The organism is Methylobacterium oryzae (assembly GCF_036441375.1).
Taxonomy (GTDB): Bacteria; Pseudomonadota; Alphaproteobacteria; order Rhizobiales; family Beijerinckiaceae; genus Methylobacterium; species Methylobacterium oryzae_A.
This window is the reverse complement of sequence record NZ_MLCA01000014.1, coordinates 889071-909008: the sequence shown is the minus strand read 5'-3', so window position 1 is coordinate 909008 and position 19938 is coordinate 889071. Positions and strand designations below refer to the sequence as shown.

Here is a 19938-nt window from a genome sequence, read left to right as displayed (position 1 = left end):
GGTCGATGCCCGACGGGCTCGCGTGGCGCAGCCGCGTGACGAGGCGCGTGAGATCGAAGGCGATCGGTCGGTCCGTCATGATCCTCGGGCGATTGTCGGGGCGAGGCGCAGCGGCGCCTTGAGGGTGGCGTGGAACCCGTAGACCCGCGCGCCCGCCGTGACGGCGGCGAGGCCGCCGAGCCCTTCCGGGTGCGGGACCGGTGTCCCGGAGACGTTGTCGTGGCCGAGGACCGCCCGTCCGAAGGCCTCGAGGCGGGAGCCCGGGGCGGGCAGCCAGTAGAGGGCGTAGCGGCGCGTCACGTCAGGGCCTCCGATCGCCGGGCGGTCAGGCCGTCGGCGCGTAGGAGCGCGCGTCGGCGGCCCGCCGGGGGCGCACGTCCATGGCGTTGCCCCGCCACACGATGGCGCTCCGCATCCAGGCGCCGACCCAGATCGCCGGGATCAGGACGTCGCGCGCCAGGAAGGCCGCCAGCATGCGGGGCGAACGGTGCCAGCCCGCGCGGAGAGCGAGCCGGTGCTCGGCGGCATAGCACAGGGCGGCGAGGCCGGCAGCGCCGGCGAGGCCCGCGAGGCTGCCGGCCCAGAGGGCGACGAGGAGCGCCGGCAGCAGGACGCCGCTGCCGATCTCGGGGGCGAAGAACAGCGGGAAGGTCACGCGGCGCAGGCGCGCCCAGCGCAGCTGCCGCGCCCAGACCTCGCGGAAGCCGCGCGGGCCGAGCGGCTGCTCGAACGGGCTCGCCACGAGGTGGACCCGCTTGCCCGCGGCGCGCACGAGCTTGGTGGCGGCCGCGTCCTCGGCGATCTCGGCCGCGAGCGCCTGGAGACCGCCCTGCGCCTCCAGGAAGGGCTTGTGCCAGAGCATGCTCTTGCCCTGCGCGAAGCCCAGCCCGAAGGCCTCGGCGGCGTATTGCCAGCGCGCCTGGAGGGTGTTCAGGAAGGCGCACTCCACCTCCGCCATGAAGCTGCCCGGCCGGGCGCCGGCCGGGGTGGAGCAGACGAGGCCGGTATCCGCGCGCCACGCCGCCTGCATCCGCTGGAGGTAGTCCGGCGGCATGGCGACGTTGGAATCCGCGAGCACCACCCAGTCGTGGGCGGCAGCGCGCCAGCCGCGCAGGCAGTTGTTGAGCTTCGGGTTCGCGCTGACGCGCTCGTCGCCGAGGATCAGGCGGGCCGGCACGTGCGGGTGGGCCTCGATCAGGCGCTCCACCATCGGGACGATCGGGTCCGCGGGGTCGGCGACGCAGAAGATCAGCTCGTAGGAGGGGTAGTCGAGACGGAAGCTGCGGAGGAGCATCTCCTCGCTGTAGGCCTCGACCCCGCGCAGGGGACGGACCAGGGAGACGGGCGCGCCGTCCGGGAACCGCGACGGGCCTCGGTCCCGGCCGTGAGTCCGGCCGAGGCGCCGGCCCGCGACGGCGATGCTGCCGATCTGGACGAGGGCCAGGAGCGCGCCGAGGGACAGGGCCGGCACCGTGGCGTCAATCATGCGGATCCCTCGTGCGATCGGGCGAGCGGTCCGGTCCGCTAGCGGCCCGACCGCGTCAGGCGTGTGACAGCGGCGCCCGGCGCGCCTGGTCCCGGTCGCCGACGCGGCGCGTCACCGGCCGTCACGAGCCGTCACGGGCCTGCCGTCGCCCGTCACCCAACCGTCACCGCGCCATTTTAATCCCGGTTCACCACCACGAAAGATTCCGCGAGGGTTCATGTCCGATTCCGCCGTGATGCCGTCGGGGACGGCGGGAGGCCGGCGGGCGGGCGGCCCGCGCCTCGACCACGGGACGCATCTCGGCGGTGTCGTCGCGTTCCTCCTCGTCCTGGTGGCCGGCCTCGGCTACGCGGTGGTGAGCCTCGTCGCGGACATGAACGCGGTCGGGGAGGCGCCCCTGGCCTACGGCGCCTTCGCGCTGCTCGGCCTCGCCCTGCTGATCGCCCTCGCCTTCGAGTTCGTGAACGGCTTCCACGACACCGCCAACGCGGTCGCCACGGTGATCTACACCCACTCGCTGCCGCCGCTCGTCGCGGTGATCTGGTCGGGCGTCTTCAACTTCCTCGGCGTGATGCTGTCCTCGGGCGCCGTGGCCTACGCGATCGTGACGCTGCTGCCGGTCGAGCTGATCCTCAACGTCGGCTCGCACGCGGGTTACGCGATGATCTTCGCGCTCCTGCTGGCGGCCATTATCTGGAACCTCGGGACCTGGGCCTTCGGGCTGCCGAACTCGTCGTCCCACGCGCTGATCGGCTCGGTGCTCGGCGTCGGCCTCGCCAACCAGCTGATGAACGGCGGCGACGGCACCGCGGGCGTCGACTGGAACCAGGCGCTCAACGTCTTCAAGGCGCTGCTGTTCTCGCCGGTCTGCGGCTTCGTGCTCGCGGCGCTGCTGCTGCTCGCCCTGAAATTCGCGGTGCGCCGCAAGGACCTCTACGAGGCGCCCCAGGGCGAGGCGCCGCCGCCCCCGTGGATTCGCGGCCTGCTGATCCTCACCTGCACGCTGGTCTCGTTCTTCCACGGCGGCAACGACGGGCAGAAGGGCATGGGCCTGATCATGCTGATCCTGATCGGCGCCGCGCCCACGGCCTACGCCCTCAACCGCACCATGGCGGACGACACGACGCCCGCCTTCGTGCAGGCCTCGACGGCGGCGAGCAGGGTGTTCTCCGCCCGGGCGCCCGGCGCGGCGGTGCCGGACGCCGCCGCGGCGCGCCGGACCGTGACGGAGGCGCTCAAGACCAAGGCGCTCAACACGCCGCCGGTCTACGCGGCGCTGGCGGCGCTCTCCAACGACATAGCCGCCAGCGTGAAGAATTACGGAGCGATCCGGACGGTGCCGGCCGCCCAGACCCAGAACCTGCGCAGCGACATGTACCTCGCCGCCGACGCGGTGCGCGTCCTGCCGAGCGCGGGGGCCGACTTCTCGGAGGCCGACAAGGCGGATCTGAAGCGCTACGCGGGCCTGCTGAACGACGGCACGCGCTACATCCCGGGCTGGGTGAAGGTCTGCGTCGCCCTGGCGCTGGGTCTCGGCACCATGGTCGGATGGAAGCGCATCGTCGTCACGGTTGGCGAGAAGATCGGCAAGACCCACCTGACCTACGCGCAGGGCGCCTCGGCCGAGATCGTCGCCGCCGGCACGATCGGGCTGGCCGAACTCTACGGCCTCCCGGTCTCCACCACCCACATCCTGTCCTCGGGCGTCGCCGGCACGATGGCGGCCAACGGCTCCGGCCTGCAGATGACCACCGTTCGCAACATGGCGCTCGCCTGGATCCTCACCCTGCCGGCCGCGATCATCCTCGCGGCGGTGCTGTTCTTCATCCTGCGCCACCTGTTCTGACGCGGGTTCCGCGGGGCAGAGCCGGAGACCGCGCTGCGCCCCCCGACGAAGCGGCTCGATCTCCGGCTCCCTGAAGCGCCCCCCGACGCTTCAGGAACCCGCCATCGCCCGCACGAAGGCCAGACAGGTCCGGCGCGCCGCCGGATTGTCGATCGTCACGAACGCCGAGACGAGGTCCGCCGCCTGGGTCATGGCCGCGTCGGGCCGCTCGGCATCCGGGTAGAAGCGCGCCACCGGCACGTCGAGGATGCCGGCGATACGGCTCAGGGCGTCGGTGGCGCACGCCGCTGCCGGAGCAGGCGCGCGCGGCCGGGCCGGATCCGCGGAAGTGTCCGGCGGCATCGCTCAGGCCGCCTTGTGGCCGAGCTGGATCGCCCGGGCGATCTCCGAGCGCCGCGCGGCGTAGCCCGGGGCAACCATCGGGTAGTCGGCCGGGAGGCCGTACTTGGCCCGGTAGCGCTCGGGGGTGAGGCCGTGCGCGGTCAGGTGGCGCTTCAGGGTCTGGTAGGACCGGCCGTCGATGAAGCTGATCAGGCCCGATTCCTGGATCGAGGCATCGACCTGCGCCTGGCTCAACCCGGCGCCGCCGAACGCCGACGGCGCGCCGCGGAGATCCGCGATCGCCGCGTGCACCTGGTCGATCAGTGCCGGCAGGGCCGTGACCTCGATCGCGTTGCGCGAGACGTAGGCTGCGACGATCGCGCCGACCTTCTCCAGCATGAAAGTTGAACGGTGGTCGGTAAGATGGTCCATCTGAGACATCGCTGTTGGAGGGCGTCCCACCGTTCGGGCCTCGTCTCCGACCGACCGGCTCGCACCCGGCGTCGCGGAGAGTAAGGCTGAGCAACGGGTCAGCCGGTGGGACATTTCTACCTCAAGTTGATTTCACCCTGTTTCTTGAGGTTGCAGATAATATACAATATGGGCGGGACGCGGTTTGTCCGGCGGCGCGAGGTTTTTTGCTCCAGCGCGCAACCGGCGGCATTCCGGGTTTGGTTACTGTTACGTTCACTGAATTCGGCCACTGAGATCGGCGCCCGAACTCGACTTCGGCATCGGTGGGTCCGCGCACGGTCCGCACGCCGACAGCGCCCGCCGCCCCAGTCGCGCGGGGCGGCGGGCCGACTCACACCGCGCGGTCGCTCCGGCGCAGGCTCGCCGGCATGGCGAAGAGCGCGAGCCCGGCGGCCGCGAGGCAGAGCACCCCGATGCCGTAGAGGGCCGGGGTCGTCGAGCCGGTGAGGTCCTTGACCCAGCCGACCATCACCGGGCTGACGATGCCGCCGAACTGGCCGAGGGTGTTGATCAGCGCGATGCCGCCCGCGGCGCCGACGCCGGTGACGAGCTTGGCCGGCAGGGTCCAGAAGGCCGGGATCGACGCGACGATGCCGGCGCCCAGCAGGGCCAGGGCGAACATCAGCGGCACGATGTGCTTGTCGAACAGGCCGGCACCGAAGAAGCCGAGCGCCGCCGCGATGGCGAGGCCCGCGACGAATTTCGGCCGCTCGCCCGAGGCGTCGGACAGGCGCCCGATCACCACCATGCTGATCGCCCCGCAGATGTAGGGGATCGCCGTCAGGAAGCCCACGGCGGCGGCCTGGGCGCCGCTCGCGGTCTTGATCAGGTCCGGACCCCAGAAGTTCAGCCCGTAGGAGCCGATCTGCAGCAGGAAGTAGATCAGCCCGATCATCAGGAAGCCCGGCTGCCGGATCGCCCCGAGCAGCGAGTGGTCGCCGATGTCTCGGTTGTGGTGGGCAATTCGGGCCGACAGGAGCGCCTTCTCGGGCTCGGAGAGCCACTTGGCGTCGACGATCCGGTCGTCGAGGCGCGCCAGCACGAGCATCCCGAGCACGAGGCAGGGCAGGCCGCCGGCCAGGAACAGCCACTGCCAGCCGGCGAGGCCGCCGACGCCGTTGAGCCCGCCGAGGATCAGGCCCGCCACCGGCGCGCCGAAGATCCCCGAGAAGGCCGAGGCCACGAACATGAAGCTGGTGATCCGCCCGCGGTGCGAGGCCGGGAACCACAGGGTCAGGTAGTAGAGGATGCCCGGCGCGAAGCCCGCCTCCATGGCGCCGATCAGGAAGCGCAGGGCGTAGAAGTGCCACTCGCTGCGGATGAAGATCATCAGCGCGGTGGCGATGCCCCACGAGATCATGATCCGGGCAATCCAGCGCCGCGCCCCGACCCGGTAGAGGAACAGGTTCGAGGGCACCTCGAAGATCACGTAGCCGACGACGAACATGCTCGCGCCGAGCCCGTAGGCGACGTTGCTGAACCCGAGATCGCTCTGGAGCTGGAACTTGGCGAAGCTGATGTTGATGCGGTCGAAGAACGCGAACATGTAGCAGATCATGATCAGCGGCATGAGCCGCCACGCGACCTTGCGGACGACACCGGTCTCCGTCACCGGGCCGGCCTCGACGGCGGCCGGCGACCCGGACAGGGCTGCGGTCATGGTTTCCTCCGTGGTGATGTTGGGGATTCGGGTGAGCGGTGCCGCCTTCGGACGGGCGGCTTGAAGCGCTCGGCAAGCGCGCAGCGGCGGATCCGCGGCGCGCGACGGCGATGCCGGCGTCACCGGACCGAGCGCGGGTCCCCTCTCCCGCACGGGAGAGGGGGCACGTCGCGTCCGTGAGAGACGGCGGCGCGTCACTGTCCGGGTCGCGTGAGGCAGGCCATCGCGAGCCCGCCTCAGTCCTTCTCCGCTTCAGGCCGCCTTTTCAGGCCGCCTTGGCGGGCGCCGGGTGGAGGTCGCAGGGCCGTCCGGCCTTGGCGACCTGGCCGGGCACCTCGTGGCCGACGAGGCGCGGCAGGTCGCGCGACAGGCCGATGAGCGCCGGAAGGTCGAGACCCGTCGGCACGCCCATCTCGTGGGCCATGCTGACGAGATCCTCGGTGCAGATGTTGCCGGTGGCGCCGGGCGCGAACGGGCAGCCGCCCAGGCCGCCGAGCGCCGCGTCGAAGCGCCGGGCGCCCGCGTCGTAGGCCGCCAGCACGTTGGCGAGGCCGAGGCCGCGGGTGTTGTGGAAGTGGAGCGTCAGGCGCCCGGGGCCGACCAGGGCCAGGACCCGCGCGACGAGGCGCGCCACCTGCCGGGGATTGGCCATGCCGGTGGTGTCGGCGAGCGTCACCCCGTCGACGCCCAGCGACAGGTAGCGCTCCACCTGGGCGAGAACCTTGTCGGCCGACTGGTCGCCCTCGAACGGGCAGCCGAAGGCGGTGGCCACCGTGGCGTTGGTGCTCAGCGACGCGCCGCGCACCGAATCCATGATCCGGGCGAAGCCGGCGATCGAGTCGGCCGGGCTCATGCCCATATTGGCGCGATTGTGGGTCTCGCTCACCGAGGCGACGAGGTTGATCTCGTCGACCTGGGCAGCGAGCGCCCGCTCGGCGCCCTTCGGGTTCGGCACCAGGGCGACGTAGACGGTACCGGGCCGGCGCCGGATGCCCGCGAAGACCTCGGCGGCGTCGGCGAGCGCCGGCACCGCCTTGGGTGACACGAAGGAGGAGACCTCGATCCGGCTGAAACCGGCCTCTGCCAGGGCGTCGATCAGGCGGATCTTCTCGGCGGTCTCCACGAAGACCGGCTCGATCTGGAAGCCGTCGCGGGTCGCGACCTCCTGGACGATCAGCGCGTCGCCGCTCATGCCACCGCTCCCTTCTCGCGCAGCGCGGCGATGCGCGCCGCGTCGAGACCGAGCTCGGCGAGCACGGAATCCGTGTGGGCGCCGAGGGCCGGTCCCTGCCAGCGGACCTCGCCGGGCGTGTCGGAGAGCTTCGGCACGATGCCGGGCATCTTCACGGCCGTCCCGCCGGGCAGCTCCGCCTGCAGGATCATGTCGCGCGCCTGATAGTGCGGGTCGGCCACGATGTCGGCCACCGAGTAGATCCGGCCGGCCGGCACGTCGGCGGCGTCGAGGACGGCCAGCGCCTCCTCCACACTCTTGGTCTTCGACCAGTCGGCGATGGTGCCGTCCAGCATGGCGGATTGCTTGGAGCGGCCCTCGTTGTTGCGGAGCGCCGGGTCGTCCGCGAGGTCGGCCCGGCCGATCGCCGTCATCAGGCGGCGGAAGATCGGGTCGCTGTTGCCGGCGATGACCACGTAGCCGCCGTCCCGCGTCGGGTAGGTGTTCGACGGGGTGATGCCCGGCAGGGCGCCGCCGGTGCGGGTGCGGACCTCGCCCAGCAGGTCGTATTCCGGGACGAGGCTCTCCATGACGTTGAACACGCTCTCGACGAGGGAGACGTCGATGACCTGGCCGGCGCCCTGCCCGGTCTTGACCCGCAGCAGGGCCATCAGCGCGCCGATGACGCCGTGAAGGGAGGCGAGGGTGTCGCCGATGCTGACGCCGACCCGGGCCGGCGGGGCCTCCGGGCTGCCGGTGGTGAAGCGGATGCCGCCCATCGACTCGCCGATGGCGCCGAAGCCGGGCCGGTCGCGGTACGGGCCGGTCTGGCCGTAGCCCGAGATCCGCACCATCACGAGGTTGGGATTGAGCGCCGAGAGCACGTCCCAACCGAGGCCGAGCTTCTCCAGGCCGCCGGGCCGGAAATTCTCGACCACCACGTCGGCGCTCGCGGCGAGCTGCTTGACGATCTCGAGGCCTTCCGGCGCCTTCAGATTGACGGCGATCGACTTCTTGTTGCGCGACTGCAGGTACCACCAGAGCGAGGTGCCCTCGTGCATCTTGCGCCACTTCCGGAGGGGATCGCCCTCGCCCGGGGCCTCGACCTTGATGACCTCGGCGCCGAACTCGGCCATCAGCCGCGTCGCGAAGGGCGCGGCGATCAGCTGACCGAGCTCGAGAACGCGGATACCGCTGAGCGGACCGGACACGGCTTCCTCCCTCTTTGTTTGCCCCTGGAATACGGCCGTTCCCGCCGCGAAGTCCAAACGCGATGCACCACCGTCCGTTCGTCGTCGGAGAACGCGGGCTCAGCGCCCGGCGGCCCGGAGATGCTCCAGCAGGAGTGCCGCCGCCGGCGACAGGGCGCCGGGGCGGACTACGAGGCGGAGCGTGCGCGCGGCCCACGGATCGGTGAGCGGCACCGCGGCGAGCCGCATCGGCGGGCCGAGCAGGGCGTAGACGTGCTCCGGCACGGTGCCGAGACCCAGCCCGACCTGCGCCATGCGGCAGATCGCGTCGAAGCTCGGCACGTGCATGCGCAGACGCAGCGGCCGGCCGAGGCGCCGGGCCTCGTCGCGCAGGGCGGCGTAGATCGAGCTCTCCGCGTGCAGCCCGACATGGTCGTAGGCGAGGGTGTCGGCCAGCGCGACGGCGCCGCGGCCACTCAGGGGATGCCCGGCCGGCATGACCAGGACGAGGCGGTCGCTCCGGTACGGGTAGGCGGTGAGGCTGCGGGTGTCGGTGTTGTCCGCGCAGAGGCCGAGATCGGCGAACCCCTCCTCGACGCCGGCGACGACGCCGCCGCTCGGGCGCTCCTCGAGGTCGACCCGGATCCCGTCCTGGGCCGCCAGGAAGGCCTGCAGGTCCTCGGGGAGGAATTCCACGATGGCCGAGAGGTTGGCGAGCACCCGCACGAAGCCGCGGACGCCCCGGGCGTGCTCGGCGAGTTCCAGGGCGATCTGCTCGGCGCTCGCCAGCATCCGGCGGGTGTGGTGCAGGAGGGTCTCGCCCGCGGGCGTGGGACGCATGCCGCGCGGCTCGCGGGTGAGCAGCGTGCAGCCCAGCGCGTGCTCCAGCTCGGCGAGGCGCTTGCTCACCGCCGAGGGCGCGATCGCCGCCCGGCGGGCCGCGCCGTTCAGGGTCCCCTCCGCGCAGATGGCCGCGAACAGCCGGAGCGTCTTCAGGTCGAGGCGGCTCAGGGTCGCGGCCGCGGGCGGGTCGGCGGACATCCGGCGGCTCGGTGCGGGCGCGCCGTCAGTCTCGGGATCCGACCGGCTGACCGTAGCTGCCGAGACCGGCCTTGGCGCCCTCGCGGTTGACGAGGCCGAACCGCAGCACCGCCTGCTCCAGGTAGTCGATCGCGTCGACCAGATGGGCGCGCGCCTCGGCGACGCTCTCCTCCCCCTCCTCGACCGGTGTCTCGGCGAGCTTGACGGCGGCGATCAGGACGCGGTCGCGCTCGTCCTCGATCCGCGGGTCGCGGGCGAGATTGCCGCGGACCCGGGCGTCGAACGCTTCGATGACCGACCAGGGCAGCGCGTCCTTGCCGGACGGCGCCCGGTACGCCCGGGCGTGGCGCCGTGCGTCGGCGCTGGCGGCCCTGACATGGTCGGCGAGTGCTGCATCCATTCCCGGCCTCCGCGGCGCCGCGCCGATCGATCCTCGGCCGGATCATCGGCTCGGGGTCCGAACGTGCGCCGGCCCGGTCCGTTGCCGACGCCCTTAGCGGGCCGCGGCACAAACCTTCAAGCCCCGGCGGGCGGGGGCCTTACCTTGGCGGTTCCGGCCCTTATCTCTCGGGCTCGTGATCAAGCGGCCGAGTCTCGGCCGGCAGATGGGGGACGATATGGGAACGACGCTGACGGCCGGCGCGGTGCGCCGGACATCGCCCGCGGCGCGCCTCCTCGGCATGCTCTCGGTGATCCTGGTGGCCGCGGGTCTCTCCGGCTGCGGGGCGGTCAACCGGGTGCCGACGCTGCAGGAGCAGGCCAAATCCTCGTGGAGCGAGGTGCAGAACCAGTACCAGCGACGGGCAGACCTGATCCCCAACCTCGTCGAGACCGTGAAGGGCTACGCCCAGCAGGAGAAGGACGTGCTGATCGGCGTCACCGAGGCGCGCGCCAAGGCGTCCAGCGTGAAGGTTGACGCCTCTACGGTCAGCGACCCGCAGAAGTTCAAGGAGTACCAGGACGCCCAGAACCAGCTCTCGGGCGCGCTCGGACGCCTGCTGGTGACGGTGGAGAAGTACCCCGACCTCAAGTCGAACCAGAACTTCCTCGCCCTGCAATCCCAGCTGGAGGGCACCGAGAACCGCATCGCGGTGGCGCGGCGCGACTACATCACGGCCGTGCAGGCCTACAACACCGAGGTGCGCACGATCCCGGGCCGCTGGATCGCGGCGATCCTGTACCCGGACGCCAAGCCGATGGAGACCTTCACGGCCACGCCGAACGCCGACCGGCCGCCGAACGTGAAGTTCTAGGGTGGCGCACCGGGGTCGGACCGTGGGCCGGACCGTGAGCCGGGCCGCGCCCGTCCGGGCGCGGCTCGCCCTGTCGCTCGCCGTCCTGGCGGCCTGCCTGACGGTCTGGGCGATCGGGGCGCTGGCGGCCGAGCTGACCTTCCCGGCGCTGACCGGCCGCGTGGTCGACGCGGCCGGCATTCTGACGCCGGAGCAGCGCGGCAGGCTCGACGCCAAGCTGAAGGCGCACGAGGACAAGACCTCGGACCAAGTGGTCGTCGCCACGGTGCCGAACCTGCAGGGGACGACCGTCGAGGATTACGCCAACCGCCTGTTCCGGGACTGGAAGCTCGGGCAGGCCAAGACCAACAACGGTGTCCTGCTGCTGGTGGCGCCGAGCGAGCGGAAGGTCCGGATCGAGGTCGGCTACGGCCTGGAGGGCGCGCTGACCGACGCGCTGTCGAAGGTCATCATCGCCAGCGCCATCACCCCGCGCTTCAAGACCGGCGACTATTTCGGCGGCCTCGACGCGGGCGTCGACGGCATCCTGGCAATCCTGGCGGGCGACGCGCAGGAATGGCAGCGCAAGCCCCAGATACGGACCGACGAGGTCGATTCCGTCCAGGTGGCGGTCTTCATCGCCCTGTTCCTGATCGTGCTCTTCGTCGCGTGGCGCATGAGCCGGGGCGGCCGGTCCGGACCCGGCGGCCTCGTCATCCTGCCGGGCCCGGGCTCGGGGGGGTGGGGCGGCGGCTTCTCGGACGGCGGCGGGTCGGGCGGCTTCGACGGCGGGTTTTCCGGCGGCGGTGGCTCGTCGGGCGGTGGAGGAGCCTCCGGTGACTGGTAGACGCGCGGCCGTGCTGACTCCGGAGGCGCAGGACCGTCTCGCCCGGGCGGTCGGGCGGGCGGAGGCCGGGACCTCCGGTGAGATCGTCGTGATGGTGAGCCGTCGCGCCGGCGCCTACCGCTCGATCGTGCTGCTCACCGCGCTCGTCGCGGCGCTGGTCCTGCCCTGGCCGCTGATCGCCCTGACGGCGTGGAGCGCCGCCTCGATCCTGCTGGCGCAGGCGGCCCTGGTGGCCGCGATCCTCCTGGCGAGCCAGAACGAGCGGCTGCGCATGGCCCTGGTGCCGCGCCGCCTGCGCCGCGCCCGCGCCCGGGAGGCGGCCCGGCGGGCCTTCTGGTCCCGCGGCCTGAGCCTGACGCGCCGGCGCACCGGTGTCCTGCTCTACCTGTCGCTCGCCGAGCGGCACGCCGAGATCGTCACCGATCTCGGCGTCCTGCGGGAGATCCCGCCGTCCGCCTGGGACGGGATCCTCGCCGAGCTGATGCCGGCCCTAGGGCGCGGCGCGATCGAGGATGGCCTGACCGCGGCGGTCGCGCGGGTCGGGGCCTGCCTGGCAGACCATCTCCCCGCTGAGCCGGGCGATCCCGACGAGTTGCCGAACCGGGTCGTCGTGGTCGACTGACGGCTTCCCCCCGCAGCTGCCGCGCGTCGTCCGGACGGAGGACGCGCCGTGCGCCGCCAGGCCGCACGATGGCTGCGGCATGTGACATTCCGATATTGCGCCGGGCTTCGGCCGGATGCCATGGTGCGGCGCCGCACGAACCACCCTCCGGTTGTGTAACTGCGCCGGAGCGGCCGCGATTTCTCCTGTGAGTCCGGCGCGCCGGGGGCCACGGGGCCCCGCGCGCGAGAGCGCCGGCACCCGAGCAGGAGCGATGCCGGCTCGACCGGCGACGCTCGAGGAGGCCGTGATGAAGATCCTGATCGCCGCGACGCCGCTCACCGGCCACGTGAACCCGCTCCTCGCCATCGGGCGGACGGCGGCGGCCCGCGGCGACGACGTCCTCGTGCTGACCGACCCGGCTTTCCGGCCGAAGGTCGAGGCGGCGGGCCTGCGCTTCACGCCCTACGCGGACAATCACGCGGCCGAATTCCGCGAGATCGAGCTGCCGGCCGGCCCGGAGCGCTATCGCCGCGAGTTCGAGCGCCGGTTCGTGGATCCCATGCCGGTCCAGGCCGCCGCCCTGCGGGCGCTGATCGCGGCCGAGGCCCCCGACGTGATCCTGGCCGGCAGCATGTTCCTGGGCGCGCTGCCGCTGCTCCTCGACACCGCGCCGCGGCCGCCCCTCGTGACCGTCAACGTCAGCATCCTGTTCCTCGACCGGCCCGACCACGCCCCCGTGGGCCTCGGCCTGCCGCCGGCCCGCGACCGGGACGATCTGGTCCGCTACGCGACCCTGAAGGCCGGCATGGACGCGGCCTTCGTCAACCCGGTGCGGGCCTACGCGGACGCGAAGCTCGCCGCGCTCGGCCTGCCGCCCCTGCCGGCGTCCCTGCCCCACTCGATCGTGGTCCTGCCGGACCTGTTCCTGCAGCCGACCGTGCCGGGCTTCGAGTACGAGTACGGCACCCTGCCGCCCGGCCTGCGCTTCATCGGCCTGCTCGATCCGCCAATGCCGCCCGCGCCGCTCCCGGACTGGTGGCCCGATCTTGAGGCGGCGAACGCGGCGGGCCGGCCCGTCGCGCTGGTCACCCAGGGGACCCTGGCCAATGCGGATTTCGGCGAGCTGGTCGAGCCGACTCTGACCGCCCTGGCCGACCGGAACGATCTGCTGGTCCTGGCCACCACCGGTGGGCGGCCCGTGGACGCGCTGAAGGTCCCGGTCCCGGCCAACGCCCGGGTGTCGTGCTTCCTGCCGTTCCGCGAGTTGCTGCCGCGGGTGAGCGTGCTCGTGACCAACGGCGGCTACGGCAGCGTCTCTCAGGCGCTCGCCGCCGGCGTGCCTATCGTCTCGGCCGGTCTGACCGAGGACAAGGCGGAGGTGAACGCGCGCATCGGCTGGTCCGGCGTCGGGATCAACCTCGGGACCAACGCGCCGAGCCCGGAGGCGGTCGGCGCCGCGGTGATGCGCGTGCTCGACGAGCCCGGCTTCCGGACGCGGGCCGGGGCGCTGCGGGACGCTTTCGCGGCGCGGGACGCCATGGCCTCCATCCTGACGGCTCTGGACGATCTCGCGCGCGCCGGGACCGGTACCGGAACCGCGCGCCCGCTCGCGAGGTCGGCATGAAACCGGCCTCCGGCACGGCGGCGCTCCGGGTCGTCGTGGATCTCAACCGCTGCCAGGGCTACGCCCAGTGCTGCTACGCGGCACCGGACGCCTTCGCGATCCGCGGCCACGAGATCCTGTTCTACGATCCCGCGCCGCCGGCCGACCGGCGCGACGCCATCGAGCGGGCCGTGCAGGCCTGCCCGGTCCGCGCCATCAGCCTCCAGGTCGGCCCGGATGACGGAGACGCGCCGTGACCCCTGTACCCGCCGGCATCGTCGTGGTCGGGGCCTCCCTCGCCGGCCTGCGCGGCGCCGAGGCGCTGCGGCGGGCCGGCTACGACGGTCCGCTCACCCTGGTCGGCGCCGAGCCGCACCGCCCCTACGACCGGCCGCCGCTGTCGAAGCACGTGCTCGCCGGCGAGCTCGCCGCCGACGCGACCCGGCTGCCGGAACTGGCCGATCTCGGCGCGCGCTGGCGCCTCGGGAGCCCGGCCGTCGCCCTCGACCGGGCGGCCCGCACGCTCCGGCTCGCCGACGGGTCGGCGCTCGCCTACGAGGCGCTGCTCATCGCCACCGGCGCCGAGGCCCGGCCCTGGCCGGCCGAGACCGGCGGTGGGCTCGCCGGCATCTTCACCCTGCGCGGGCGGGACGACGCGGCCGCCCTGCGGGACGCCCTGGTGGCGGGCCCGCGGCAGGTGCTCATCGTCGGCGGCGGCCTGATCGGCTGCGAGGCGGCGTCCTGCCTGCGCGACCTCGGCCTGCCCGTGACGCTGGTGGACCCGAATTCCGCGCCCCTGGCCCGGGGCCTCGGGACCTTCGTGGGCGGCGTGATCGCCGAGTGCCTGCGCGCCTCCGGCGCCACCTTCCGCCCCGGCACGACGGTGCGGGCGTTCGAGGGCGACGCGGCCGGGCACGTCGCCCGGGCCCGGCTGGCGGACGGCAGCACGATCGAGACCAACCTGGTCATCGCCGCCCTGGGGGCGACCCGGGCGACCGGCTGGCTGCGGGGCGCAGGCCTGCGCGCGGATGCCGGCGGGGTGACCTGCGACGCGGCCTGCCGGGTCCTCGACGCCGAGGGGGCGCCCTGCCCCGACATCTACGCGGCGGGCGACGTCGCCCGGTGGCCGATCCCGCTCTACGACAACCGCCTGATCGCGGTGGAGCACTGGGGCAACGCCGTCGAGCAGGCCGCGCACGCCGCCCGCAACATGCTGGCCGGCCCCGGCGACCAGCGTCCCTACGCGCATCTGCCGGCCTTCTGGTCGAGTCAGTTCGGGATCAACATCAAGCTGGTCGGGCTTCCCGAGGGCGCCGACTCGGTCGCGGTGGTGCAGGGGTCCCGCGCCTCCCGACGCTTTCTCGCCGTCTACGGACGCGGCGGGCGCAGCGTCGCGGCCGTCTCGTTCGATCAGGCCCGCTGGCTGCCGGCCTACGCGGAGGCGGTCACGGCCGGCGATCCCTTCCCGCCCATCACCGACGCCACCGACCGGCCCCGGGTCGAGATCGCCGCCCCCGGCTTCCCGCCGCCGCGCCGCCCCGCCCCGACACGCCCTCCCGCCGAGACTGTCCATGTCTGACGACGCGCTGTTCGCCGCCGTGATGGATCCGGCCAACCGGGCCGACCCGTACCCGCTCTACGCCCGACTGCGGCGACGGCCGGTCTCCCCGCAGCGCGACGGCAGCTACGTCGTCTCCTCGCACGCGGCGATCCGCAGCCTGCTGTTCGATCCGCGGCTCAGCTCCGAGGACCTGCCGCCGCCCCGGCGCCCCCGCACCGGCAACCCGCTCAAGGACCTGATCCTCAATCCGATCAAGAACCGCATCAGCGCCACGCACCGACCGTTGATCTTCCGCGACCCCCCGGACCACGACCGGCTGCGCAGCCTCGTCATGCGGGAATTCTCGATCGCGCGGGTGCAGGCGCTGCGGCCGCGGATCGCCCAGGAGGTGGACGGCCTGATCGACGCGTGCCGGGCACGGCGCGAGGTCTGCCTCGTGAGCGACCTCTCCTACCCTCTGCCGGTGACGGTGATCTGCGAGCTGCTCGGCGTGCCGCGGGAGGACGAGCCGCGATTCCAGGCCTGGGCGACGCAGCTCGCCACCGCCGTGGAACCGGACGCGCGCCACGACGACGCGACCCGGCGCCAGATCGTCGGCGCCTTCGACGACATCGCCGCCTACATGCGCGACCTCATCCGCGAGAAGCGCCGCCGCCCGGCCGACGACATGCTGAGCGGTCTCGCCGTCCCCGGCCCGGACGGCCGGAAGCAGATGAGCGACTTCGACCTCCTGTCCACGGCGGTGCTGCTCCTAGTCGCCGGCCACGAGACCACCGTGAACCTCATCACCAACGCCATGCTGACCCTGCTCCGGCATCCCGAGGAGCTGGAGCGGCTCAAGGCCGATCCCGAGCGGGCTCCGCGGCTGATCGAGGAGGTCCTGCGCTACGAGCCCCCGGTGCATTTCCGGACCCGCAAGGCCCTCGGCGCGATCGCGGTGGCCGGTGAGATGATCCCCAAGGGCGCGCCGGTCGTCCTGCTCTTCGCCGCCGCGAACCGCGATCCCGACCGCTTCGCGGCGCCCGATCGCTTCGACCCCGACCGGGCCGACATCGAGCATTTCGGCTTCGGCGGGGGCCTGCACTACTGCGTCGGCGCGCCCCTGGCCCGGATCGAGGCCGAGATCGCCCTGGTGGCGCTGAGCCGACGCCTCGTCGCCCCGCGCCTCGTCGACGATCCGCCGCCCTACCGGCCGGGCGCGTCGCTCCGGGGGCCCGAGCAGCTGCGCATCGGCATCGACGGCATCGTCTGACGCCGGGGCGCGACCCCTGAAGAGACCGTGAAGGCGGCTGTTTCACGTGAAACATTTGTAAACCACTGGCGCGGGACCGCCCCCGGCGCGACCCATAACCGGCCCGCTCAGCGGCGGACCGGCACCGGCCCGGCCATGCCCGGCCAGTCGGAATAGCCGTTGGCCCCGCCACCGTACCAGTAGACCTTCGGCGCCTCGGCCAGGGGCGCATCGGTTGCGAGCCGGTCGACCAGATCGGGATTGGCGAGATAGGGCCGCCCGAAACTGAACAGATCGGCGCGGCCCTCGGCCAGTTCCTGCTCGGCGAGTTCGCGGGTCAGATCGTTGTTGCTGATATAGGCGCCGGCGAACCGGCGCCGGAGGTCGAGGAAGTCGACCCCCTCGGGCACGTCGCGGGTCTGCTGGGTCACCCCCTCGATGGTGTGGATGTAGAGCAGGTTGAACCGGTTGAGCGCCTCGACATAGGCGCCGTAGGTCGCGCGCGGGTCGGAATCCAGCGGCGTCTCGCCGGGCTGCATGGTCGCCGGCGACAGGCGGATCCCGACGCGACCGCCCCCGCCCCAGATCTCGGTGACGGCCTGCACCACCTCCAACGGGAAGCGGAAGGCGGTTCGCGATCGGGCCGCCGTAGCGGTCGGCGCGCCGGTTGGTGGAGTCGCGCACGAACTGCTCCAGCAGGTAGTTGTTGGCCGAGTGGATCTCGACGCCGTCGAAGCCGGTCCGCCGGGCGTTCTCCGCCGCCCGCCGATAATCTGCGACGATCCCGGCGATCTCGTCGGTCTCCAGGGCGTGGGGCGTGACGTGGGGCTTCATGCCCGCCCGCGTGAACGCGGTCCCCTCCGGCCTGATCGCCGAGGCGGCGACCGGGGGTTCGCCACCCGGCTGGAGATCCGGATGCGAGATCCGGCCCGTGTGCCAGAGCTGAAGGAAGATCCGCCCGTCATTGGCGTGAACGATCCGGACGATCCGCGACCAGCTCTCCACCTGCGCGTCGGACCAGATGCCCGGCGTGTAGGCGTAGCCGACGCCCTGCGGCGAGATGTTGGTCGCCTCGGCGATGATCAGGCCGGCGCTCGCCCGCTGCCCGTAGTAATCGGCCGCGAGCTCCGGGGGCACGCCCGCATCGTTCGAGCGGCTCCGCGTCAGGGGGGCCATCACGACCCGGTTCTTCAGCGTCAGGTCGCCGATCGTCACCGGCTGGAGAATCGGGCTGGTCGGCATGGCGGCTCGCTTCGGGGATCGGGCTGCGCACGCAGAACGGCGTCCCGGCGCCGCGGCCGGCCTCCTGGCCGACCGTCGCAGGAATCCGGGGCAGAGGCCGCTGCGATCCGGTCGCGCGTGAGCGCGCGGCCCGGTGCGCAGGCTGTTAACCGTGGGATCCGGGGCGCGGGTTCCCGGGCGCCGGGCCTCTTCGGCCGGCGCGACGCGGCAGAGGCGTCGCAGGGTGGAACTTGGCCGTACCGATCGTGGCTTTAACCTCGGAGGCCGACCCGCCGGCCAAGCCCACGGGCTTCCCTGACATCTGGAGAATCGACGCCATGAAGGCATTGTGCTGGCACGGCCGCAACGACATCCGCTGCGACACGGTCCCGGACCCGGTCATCGAGGATTCCCGCGACGTCATCATCAAGGTGACGAGCTGCGCGATCTGCGGTTCGGACCTGCACCTGATGGACGGGCTGATGCCGACCATGAAGAGCGGCGACGTTCTCGGCCACGAATTCATGGGCGAGGTCGTCGAGGTCGGCCAGGGCTTCACCAAGTTCAAGAAGGGCGACCGGATCGTCGTGCCGTTCAACATCAATTGCGGCGAATGCCGGCAGTGCAAGCTCGGCAATTTCTCGGTCTGCGAGCGCTCGAACCGCAACGCCGAGATGGCGGCGGCGCAGTTCGGCTACCCGACGGCCGGCCTGTTCGGATACTCGCACCTCACCGGCGGCTACGCGGGCGGACAGGCCGAGTACGTGCGCGTGCCCATGGCGGATGTGGCGCCCATGAAGGTGCCGGACGGCATGGACGACGAGTCCGTCCTGTTCCTCACCGACATCCTGCCTACCGGCTGGCAGGGCGCGGAGCACTGCGAGATCCAGGGCGGCGAGACCATCGCGGTCTGGGGCGCCGGCCCGGTCGGCATCTTCGCCATCCAGTCGGCCAAGATCATGGGCGCCGAGCGGATCATCGCCATCGAGACCGTGCCCGAGCGGATCGCGCTCGCCCGGAAGGCCGGCGCCACCGACGTCATCGACTTCATGAACGAGGACGTGTTCGAGCGGATCAAGGAGATCACCAAGGGCCAGGGCGCCGACGGCGTGATCGACTGCGTCGGCATGGAGGCGAGCGCCGGCCATGGCGGCCTCACCGGCATGCTGTCGACGGTGCAGGAGAAGCTCACCGCCACCGAGCGGCCCTACGCGCTGGCCGAGGCCATCAAGGCGGTCCGGCCCTGCGGGATCGTCTCGGTGCCCGGCGTCTACGGCGGGCCGATCCCGGTCAATATGGGCTCGATCGTCCAGAAGGGCCTGACCCTCAAGAGCGGCCAGACCCACGTGAAGCGCTACCTCGAGCCGCTGACCAAGCTGATCCAGGAGGGCAAGATCGACATGACCTCCCTGATCACCCACCGCTCGCAGAACCTCGCGGACGGGCCGGACCTCTACAAGGCCTTCCGCGACAAGAAGGACGGATGCGTGAAGGTGGTGTTCCACCTGAACTGAGGCGGCGGCGCCCCGGCCGCGGATCGGCCGGGGCGCGCCCTCCGCCCGGTCGGGCGCGGCGTCCCGGAAACGTGTAGAGCCGGCGCCGTACTCACCCACCGACCGGGACGCCCATGTGCAACCTCTACAGCCTGCGGACCGGCCCCGCGGACCTGCGCCGGGCCTTCGCGATCGCGGAGGACCGCACCGGAAACCTTCCGCTGTTGCCGGCTATCTTTCCCGACCAGCTTGCGCCGGTCGTCCTGAACGGCGCGACCGGCCGGGACCTCGCGATGATGCGCTGGGGCATGCCGGGGCCGAAGGCGTTCGGCGAGCATCCGATCACCAACGTCCGCAACGTCGCGAGCCCGCACTGGCGGCCCTGGCTCGGGGTCGCCCATCGCTGCCTCGTGCCGGTCACCGCCTTCAGCGAGTACGCCGACACCAAACCGCGCAAGACGCCGGTCTGGTTCGCCCTGGACGAGGACCGGCCCCTCTTCGCCTTCGCGGGGATCTGGCGGCCCTGGACCGGCGTGCGGGGCACGAAGCGCGAGAACCCCGACCGGGTCACCGAGGAGCACCGGCTCTTCGCGTTCCTGACCACGGAGGCGAACGGCGTCGTCGGGCCGGTCCATCCCAAGGCCATGCCGGTCCTGCTCACGAAGCCGGAGGAATGGGCGACCTGGCTCGAGGCGCCGACCGCGGAGGCGCTCCGGCTCCAGCGGCCGCTCCCGGACTCGGCGATGCGCGAGGTCGCCCGCGGGGCGCGGTCGGACGGGCCCGAGGACGGACCCGCGGCGTGACCGGCGCTAGCCGCCCGCCGGATCGCCGGACGACGCCTCGGGCGCGGCCGACCAGCCGCGGGCGCGCCAGCGCGACACGACGGCGGCATTGAGCCGGGCGATCCGCGCCCGGTGCGCCCCCCAGAACGAGAGCGGCTTGGCCGGGATGGCGGCC

The 19938-nt window shown here is 72.5% G+C and carries 19 protein-coding genes and 1 pseudogene; 10 read left to right on the top strand and 10 right to left on the bottom strand.

Annotated elements, in window-relative coordinates; translation table 11 throughout:
* Window positions 1-75 precede the first annotated feature (75 nt).
* A complete protein-coding gene (locus tag MOTC310_RS28065; RefSeq protein ID WP_331304097.1) occupies window positions 76-300 on the bottom strand; it encodes a hypothetical protein in 225 nt (74 codons plus the stop codon).
* A gap of 25 nt (window positions 301-325) precedes the next feature.
* The gene (locus MOTC310_RS28060; RefSeq protein ID WP_331304096.1) at window positions 326-1486 is read right to left on the bottom strand and encodes a ceramide glucosyltransferase; all 1161 of its coding nucleotides are present in this window, start codon (window positions 1484-1486) and stop codon (window positions 326-328) included.
* A gap of 217 nt (window positions 1487-1703) precedes the next feature.
* On the opposite strand from MOTC310_RS28060, the gene MOTC310_RS28055 reads away from it, so the two are divergent.
* The gene (locus MOTC310_RS28055) at window positions 1704-3332 is read left to right on the top strand and encodes an inorganic phosphate transporter (protein WP_331304095.1); all 1629 of its coding nucleotides are present in this window, start codon (window positions 1704-1706) and stop codon (window positions 3330-3332) included.
* Window positions 3333-3422: 90 nt separating this feature from the next.
* Here the strand turns inward: MOTC310_RS28055 and MOTC310_RS28050 are convergent, their stop codons facing one another.
* The 7 genes from MOTC310_RS28050 to MOTC310_RS28020 form a co-directional block, all read right to left on the bottom strand.
* Window positions 3423-3674, bottom strand: a complete 252-nt coding sequence (locus MOTC310_RS28050; protein ID WP_331304094.1) for a hypothetical protein — start codon at window positions 3672-3674, stop codon at window positions 3423-3425.
* 3 nt (window positions 3675-3677) lie between these two features.
* A complete protein-coding gene (locus MOTC310_RS28045) occupies window positions 3678-4085 on the bottom strand; it encodes a Ros/MucR family transcriptional regulator (RefSeq protein WP_331304093.1) in 408 nt (135 codons plus the stop codon).
* Between the two features lie 373 nt (window positions 4086-4458).
* On the bottom strand, window positions 4459-5787 hold the full coding sequence (locus MOTC310_RS28040) for an MFS transporter (protein WP_331304092.1): 1329 nt from the start codon (window positions 5785-5787) through the stop codon (window positions 4459-4461).
* A gap of 265 nt (window positions 5788-6052) precedes the next feature.
* Window positions 6053-6979 carry a hydroxymethylglutaryl-CoA lyase gene (locus MOTC310_RS28035; protein WP_331304091.1) on the bottom strand — a complete coding sequence of 309 codons (927 nt, stop codon included), beginning with the start codon at window positions 6977-6979 and terminating at the stop codon, window positions 6053-6055.
* Window positions 6976-8169 carry a CaiB/BaiF CoA transferase family protein gene (locus MOTC310_RS28030; RefSeq protein WP_331304090.1) on the bottom strand — a complete coding sequence of 398 codons (1194 nt, stop codon included), beginning with the start codon at window positions 8167-8169 and terminating at the stop codon, window positions 6976-6978. Before MOTC310_RS28030 ends, MOTC310_RS28035 begins: the two co-directional genes overlap by 4 nt.
* A gap of 99 nt (window positions 8170-8268) precedes the next feature.
* A complete protein-coding gene (locus MOTC310_RS28025; RefSeq protein WP_331304089.1) occupies window positions 8269-9189 on the bottom strand; it encodes a LysR family transcriptional regulator in 921 nt (306 codons plus the stop codon).
* Between the two features lie 25 nt (window positions 9190-9214).
* Window positions 9215-9589: a hypothetical protein gene (locus tag MOTC310_RS28020; protein ID WP_331294660.1), complete on the bottom strand. Its 375-nt coding sequence runs from the start codon at window positions 9587-9589 to the stop codon at window positions 9215-9217.
* 229 nt (window positions 9590-9818) lie between these two features.
* On the opposite strand from MOTC310_RS28020, the gene MOTC310_RS28015 reads away from it, so the two are divergent.
* The 7 genes from MOTC310_RS28015 to MOTC310_RS27985 all read left to right on the top strand — a co-directional run bounded on the left by MOTC310_RS28015 (window position 9819) and on the right by MOTC310_RS27985 (window position 16288).
* Window positions 9819-10442 carry a LemA family protein gene (locus MOTC310_RS28015; RefSeq protein ID WP_419539221.1) on the top strand — a complete coding sequence of 208 codons (624 nt, stop codon included), beginning with the start codon at window positions 9819-9821 and terminating at the stop codon, window positions 10440-10442.
* A gap of 34 nt (window positions 10443-10476) precedes the next feature.
* Entirely contained in the window at window positions 10477-11268 is a 792-nt protein-coding gene (locus tag MOTC310_RS28010) for a TPM domain-containing protein (protein WP_419539964.1), read from the top strand.
* Window positions 11258-11890, top strand: a complete 633-nt coding sequence (locus tag MOTC310_RS28005) for a TPM domain-containing protein (protein WP_331304088.1) — start codon at window positions 11258-11260, stop codon at window positions 11888-11890. Before MOTC310_RS28010 ends, MOTC310_RS28005 begins: the two co-directional genes overlap by 11 nt.
* A gap of 289 nt (window positions 11891-12179) precedes the next feature.
* Window positions 12180-13496: a glycosyltransferase gene (locus MOTC310_RS28000; RefSeq protein ID WP_331304087.1), complete on the top strand. Its 1317-nt coding sequence runs from the start codon at window positions 12180-12182 to the stop codon at window positions 13494-13496.
* Window positions 13493-13732, top strand: a complete 240-nt coding sequence (locus tag MOTC310_RS27995; RefSeq protein ID WP_331304086.1) for a ferredoxin — start codon at window positions 13493-13495, stop codon at window positions 13730-13732. The genes MOTC310_RS28000 and MOTC310_RS27995 overlap by 4 nt, the downstream gene beginning before the upstream one ends.
* A complete protein-coding gene (locus MOTC310_RS27990) occupies window positions 13729-15054 on the top strand; it encodes an NAD(P)/FAD-dependent oxidoreductase (protein WP_331304085.1) in 1326 nt (441 codons plus the stop codon). Before MOTC310_RS27995 ends, MOTC310_RS27990 begins: the two co-directional genes overlap by 4 nt.
* The gene (locus MOTC310_RS27985) at window positions 15047-16288 is read left to right on the top strand and encodes a cytochrome P450 (protein ID WP_331304084.1); all 1242 of its coding nucleotides are present in this window, start codon (window positions 15047-15049) and stop codon (window positions 16286-16288) included. Before MOTC310_RS27990 ends, MOTC310_RS27985 begins: the two co-directional genes overlap by 8 nt.
* A gap of 107 nt (window positions 16289-16395) precedes the next feature.
* Here the strand turns inward: MOTC310_RS27985 and MOTC310_RS27980 are convergent.
* A pseudogene (locus MOTC310_RS27980) lies at window positions 16396-17509 on the bottom strand (alkene reductase).
* 317 nt (window positions 17510-17826) lie between these two features.
* Here MOTC310_RS27980 and MOTC310_RS27975 point away from each other — a divergent pair.
* Both MOTC310_RS27975 and MOTC310_RS27970 read left to right on the top strand, forming a co-directional pair.
* Entirely contained in the window at window positions 17827-19002 is a 1176-nt protein-coding gene (locus MOTC310_RS27975) for a zinc-dependent alcohol dehydrogenase (RefSeq protein ID WP_331304083.1), read from the top strand.
* Window positions 19003-19115: 113 nt separating this feature from the next.
* Window positions 19116-19784, top strand: coding sequence for an SOS response-associated peptidase (locus MOTC310_RS27970; RefSeq protein ID WP_331304082.1), 669 nt, complete (start codon window positions 19116-19118; stop codon window positions 19782-19784).
* Window positions 19785-19938 lie beyond the last annotated feature (154 nt).